General features: G+C 72.7%; 6 protein-coding genes. 1 reads left to right on the top strand and 5 read right to left on the bottom strand.

The features are described from left to right. Positions 1-266: 266 nt before the first annotated feature. The 5 genes from rocD to ABZ215_RS43270 form a co-directional block, all read right to left on the bottom strand. Positions 267-1472, bottom strand: a complete 1206-nt coding sequence (gene rocD / locus ABZ215_RS43290) for an ornithine--oxo-acid transaminase (RefSeq protein ID WP_020419983.1) — start codon at positions 1470-1472, stop codon at positions 267-269. 106 nt (positions 1473-1578) lie between these two features. Beyond that, on the bottom strand, positions 1579-1851 hold the full coding sequence (locus ABZ215_RS43285; RefSeq protein ID WP_020419982.1) for a YciI family protein: 273 nt from the start codon (positions 1849-1851) through the stop codon (positions 1579-1581). After that, entirely contained in the window at positions 1848-2330 is a 483-nt protein-coding gene (locus tag ABZ215_RS43280; RefSeq protein WP_027935146.1) for an SRPBCC domain-containing protein, read from the bottom strand. Before ABZ215_RS43280 ends, ABZ215_RS43285 begins: the two co-directional genes overlap by 4 nt. Then, the gene (locus ABZ215_RS43275) at positions 2327-2677 is read right to left on the bottom strand and encodes a metalloregulator ArsR/SmtB family transcription factor (protein ID WP_020419980.1); all 351 of its coding nucleotides are present in this window, start codon (positions 2675-2677) and stop codon (positions 2327-2329) included. The genes ABZ215_RS43280 and ABZ215_RS43275 overlap by 4 nt, the downstream gene beginning before the upstream one ends. 8 nt (positions 2678-2685) lie before the next feature. Beyond that, positions 2686-3033, bottom strand: coding sequence for a VOC family protein (locus ABZ215_RS43270; protein WP_354956746.1), 348 nt, complete (start codon positions 3031-3033; stop codon positions 2686-2688). A gap of 102 nt (positions 3034-3135) precedes the next feature. On the opposite strand from ABZ215_RS43270, the gene ABZ215_RS43265 reads away from it, so the two are divergent. Continuing rightward, positions 3136-4637: DPP IV N-terminal domain-containing protein (locus tag ABZ215_RS43265; RefSeq protein WP_354956744.1), on the top strand; the 1502-nt coding region annotated here is incomplete at its 3' end.

The raw sequence follows: 4637 nt of genomic DNA, 5'->3' as shown, positions 1-4637 counted from the left end.
ACGTCATCTACGCCATGCTCCGCAACAAAACCCACTACCGACACCCAGCCCCGACGCCCGCTGCCGCTTGACAACCCCATAGGGACACCCCCCGGGGGCGAGTCTGCGCTCCCGCCCGGCCGAGGCCCCCACTTCCGCCCGGCGAGGCCCCCCGCTCGGCGAGGCCCCCCGCTCGGCGAGGCCCCCCGTTCGGCGAGCCCCCGCTCCGGCCCGCGAGTTCGCGCCCGCGAGTGCCACCTGCGCCGCGGCGGGTCCCACGGCAGCGGTCAGCCGGCCAGAACCTCCTCCAGGATGTCCAGCCCCCGGTCCAGATCGGCCTCCGAGATCACCAGCGGTGGCGCCAGCCGCAGCGTCGCGCCGTGTGTTTCCTTCGCCAGCAGCCCCTTCGCGGCCAGGGCCTCGCACGCCTCGCGGCCGGACAGCCCGCCCGGCGTGATGTCGATGCCCGCCCACAGGCCGCGGCCGCGGACCTCGGCCAGCCCGTGCCCGACCAGTTCCCCGAGCCGCGCGTGCATGCGCGCGCCCAGCTCCACCGACCGCGCCTGGAACTCGCCCGTGGACAGCAGCTTGATCACCGCCCGGCCGACCGCGCACGCCAGCGGGTTGCCGCCGAAGGTCGAGCCGTGCTCGCCCGGCTTCAGGACTCCCAGCACGTCCCGGCGGCCGACCACCGCGGACAGCGGCAGGATCCCGCCGCCCAGCGCCTTGCCCAGCGTGTAGAGGTCGGCGCGCACCCCGCTCGGCTCCAGCGCGAGCAGCGTGCCGGTGCGGGCCAGCCCGGACTGGATCTCGTCGGCGATCAGCAGCGTCCCGGTCTCGTCACACAGCCGGCGCGCCTCCGCCAGGTACCCCTCCGGCGGCACCAGCACCCCGGCCTCGCCCTGGATCGGCTCCAGCAGCACCGCCGCGGTGCGCTCGGTGATCGCGTCGCGCAGTGCCGCCGCGTCGCCGTACTTCACCACCGTGAACCCCGGGGTGTAGGGGCCGAACCCGGCGCGCGCCGTCTCGTCGGTGGAGAACGAGATGATCGTCGTCGTGCGGCCGTGGAAGTTCGACCCGGCGACCACGATCTCGGCCCGCCCGTCCGGCACGCCCTTGACCTCGTAGGCCCACTTGCGGGCGATCTTGAGCGCGGACTCGACCGCCTCCGCGCCGGAGTTCATCGGCAGCACCATCTCGGTGCCGGTCAGCTCGGCCAGCTCGCGGCAGAACGCGCCCAGCTGGTCGTGGTGGAACGCGCGCGAGGTCAGCGTGACCCGCCCGAGCTGCTCCTGCACCGCCGCGATCAGGGCGGGGTGCCGGTGCCCGAAGTTCAGCGCCGAGTAGGCGGACAGGAAGTCGAGGTACCGGCGGCCCTCGACGTCGGTGACCCAGGCGCCGTCGGCTTCGGCGATCACCACGGGCAGCGGGTGGTAGTTGTGCGTGCTCCAGCGCTCGTCGAGCGCGATGAACTCGGCCGCGGAGGTCGTCATGCCTTCAGGCTAAGGGCACTTCACGCCCGGAATCATCCGTCGATCGTTGCTTCGACGGGCTGATCGTTGCGCACTTGGGCGTGATTCCGGAGGTTCGTTGCATCGCTCAGGGCGCCAGTACCTCGTTCCACTCCCGGACGTACCAGTTCTTCACCACGCCGTTGCGCACGAACGGGTCGCCCGCCACGAACTCCTCCGCGGCCTCGCGGGTGCGGAACACGCTGAGCGACCCGTTCACCTGCGGGTTCTCCAGCGTGCCGACGAGCAGCAGGTCGCCACGCGCGTGGAACTCGCGGATCCGCGCCGAGTGGGCGTCCATGTGCGGGGCGCCGCGCTCCAGGACGTTGTCCGCCGGTTCGTAGAACACCAGGTACTTCATGCCGCACGCTCCGCCGCCTCGGTGAGCCGGCCCAGGATCCGCGCCCAGCCCTCGGTGAACGCGCCGCCGGCGTAACCGCCGCCGAGTGCGCAGGACGCCCGCACCTGCTCGTCGCTGAGCGCCTCCCAGCCGCGGTGCTCCACCGCGACCCGGGTGAGCGCGGGGCCCAGCGCCCGGAAGGTCAGCTCGACCTCGGTGGGCGCCGGGGTGACCAGCCAGGTCATGGTGAACCGCTCCGGCGGGTCCCACGCGAGCACCTCGCCCCAGTCGTGCTCGGTGCCGTCGTCCCACGTCTCGTAGACGCGGCCGCCCGTGCGGCGCTCGAAAGTCACGTCCCGCACCCGGTCCCCGCCGCGGGAGAACGGCTCGACCGGCCACCAGACGCCGATCGTGCGGACGAACGTGTCGAAGGTGTGCGCGGCGTCGCTGCGCACGAGGGTCGCCTGCCGCACCGGCGGCCGGCTCAGGATGTCGGTCATGCCGAACCTCTCGCCGTGTCGTCTTCGCCGATCCCCCGCTCAGCTTCAACCAGCCGCCGGGCCGTGTCGAGGGATGAGGCCCACATGTCGTCGAGGAACTGCCGCAGCCCGGCGAGGCCGTCCGGGCGGGCGCGGTAGAGCCGGCGGGTACCGTCGCGCCGCTCGTCGAGCAGTCCCGCGTTCTTCAGGACGGTGAGGTGCTGGCTGACCGCCGTGCGGCTCACGTCGAAGGACTCCGCGATCTCGCCGGCGGCCAGCTCGTCGTGGGCGACCAGCCGGAGGATCGCGCGCCGCCTGGGCTCCGCGAGCGCCCGCAGCGCCTCGTCCGTCCGCTCGTCGTCCGTCATGCCCGCTCCTACGCCCAGAGTCCGACCTGGTTGCCATCCGGGTCGGCGAAGATGGCGAACCGCCCGAAGTCGCCGGGGAGGTCGGTGGGCGGCACCAGCCGCTTCCCGCCCAACCGCTCCGCCTGGTCCAGGTACGCGTCGAGGTCGTCGACCCGCATGTAGATCTTGACGCCGGTGTCGCCGGCGCCCGTCGAGGGCCCGATCCCGCCGCCGATGCCCCCGCCCGTGTCGACGAGCGCGTAGCCGCCCATCGCCGGGTCGGCGTCGACCTGCCAGTCGAACAGCTCCGCGTAGAACTTGCGCGCCCGTTCGGCGTTCGCGCTGATCACTTCGAAGAACGCGACCTGCTGTCCCATGATCTATCCTTTTTGTCAGTATTAACTAACGTTAGCGAATACTGACAGAGCGAGTCAACTGTCGCTCGCCAAGACCGGGCGTCGTTTGAAAGAGTGCGAGGCGTGACCGACGAGCTCTCCTTCCTCCGCCAGCAGGCCCGCACCCAGCGCTTCACCCTCGGCACCCCGCGCGAGTTCCGCGTCGCGCCCGACGGGTCGCGCCTGCTGTTCCTGCGTTCGGAGTCCGGCACCGACCGGCGCAACAGCCTCTGGGAACTCGACCTCACGCGGGGCGGGGAGACCAAGGTCGTGGACGCCGCCGAGCTGCTGCCCGGCGAGGAGGAGCTGCCGCCGGAGGAGCGGGCCCGCCGCGAGCGCATGCGGGAGAGCGCGGGCGGCGTGGTCGGCTACGCCGTGGACGACGAGTTCCGCCTGGCCGCCTTTTCGCTGTCCGGCAAGCTCTACACCGTCGACCTGGGCAGCCGCGAGGTGACCGAACTGGTCGACACCTCCGTCGTCGACCCCCGCCCGAACCCCACCGGCACCCACATCGCCTACGTCCGGGATCGCAAGCTGCGCGTCATCGACCTCGCCACACGCGAAGACACTGTGCTGGCCGGCGAGGACGGCGAGGACATCGCGTGGGGCCTGGCCGAGTTCATCGCCGCCGAGGAACTGGGCCGCGCCCGCGGCTACTGGTGGTCGCCCGACGGGCAGACCCTGCTCGTCGAGCGCACCGACCGCGCGGACGTGCCCCGCTGGACCATCTCCGACCCGGCCCACCCCGAGGCCGGCGCGAACACCGTCGCGTACCCGGCGGCGGGCACCACGAACGTCGACGTCTCGCTGGCCTTCTTCGGTCTCGACGGCACCCGCGTGGACGTCGAGCGCGGCGACTGGGAGTACCTGGTCGCGGTGCACTGGTCGGCGGGTGGCCCGCCGCTGCTCGCCGTGCAGCCCCGCGACCAGCGCGAACTCGCGTTCTACGCGGTCGACCCCGCCGACGGCTCCACCAAGCTGCTGCACACCGAGACCGATCCGCACTGGGTCGAGATCGTGCCCGGCGTGCCCGCCTGGACCACCGACGGGCGGCTCGTGCACGTCAGCGCCGCGGACGGCAGCTACCGGCTGGTGGTCGACGGTGAACCGGTCACGGAGCCGGGACTGCAGGTCCGCTCGGTGCTGCACGTCGGCGCCGAGGTCCTGTTCAGCGCGAGCGAAGGCGACCCGACGCAGATCCACGTCTACCGCACCGGTCCGGACGGCGTGACCCGGCTGTCCGACGCCGACGGCGTGCACGTCGGCGCGGGCACCGCGGAGATCACCGTGCTGTCGTCGTGGAGCCTGCGCCGCAGCGGCCCCGAAGTGACCGTGCTGCGCAACGGCCGCCCGCTCGCCGAGGTCCGCTCCTACCCGGTCGACCCGGGCCTGGAACCCGACCCGGAATGGCTCACCGTCGGCGAGCGCGGCCTGCGTGCCGCGCTGCTGCTGCCCACCGGGTACCGGCCCGGGGACGGCAAGCTGCCCGTCCTGCTCGACCCCTACGGCGGCCCGCATGCGCAGCGCGTCCTGCAGAGCCGCAACGCGTTCCTCACCTCGCAGTGGCTGGCCGACCAGGGCTTCGC

Source organism: Amycolatopsis sp. NPDC006131 (assembly GCF_040614175.1).
GTDB lineage: Bacteria > Actinomycetota > Actinomycetes > Mycobacteriales > Pseudonocardiaceae > Amycolatopsis_E > Amycolatopsis_E tucumanensis.
The sequence above is the reverse complement of the archived record's forward strand: the minus strand, read 5'-3'. Positions and strand labels throughout refer to the sequence as shown.

Bases quoted from the DNA above. Each gene is read 5' to 3' on its own strand.
- ABZ215_RS43275 (WP_020419980.1), bottom strand. From the start codon at position 2,677: ATGACGGACGACGAGCGGACGGACGAGGCGCTGCGGGCGCTCGCGGAG.
- rocD (WP_020419983.1), bottom strand. From the start codon at position 1,472: ATGACGACCTCCGCGGCCGAGTTCATCGCGCTCGACGAGCGCTGGAGC.
- ABZ215_RS43285 (WP_020419982.1), bottom strand. From the start codon at position 1,851: ATGAAGTACCTGGTGTTCTACGAACCGGCGGACAACGTCCTGGAGCGC.
- ABZ215_RS43270 (WP_354956746.1), bottom strand. From the start codon at position 3,033: ATGGGACAGCAGGTCGCGTTCTTCGAAGTGATCAGCGCGAACGCCGAA.
- ABZ215_RS43280 (WP_027935146.1), bottom strand. From the start codon at position 2,330: ATGACCGACATCCTGAGCCGGCCGCCGGTGCGGCAGGCGACCCTCGTG.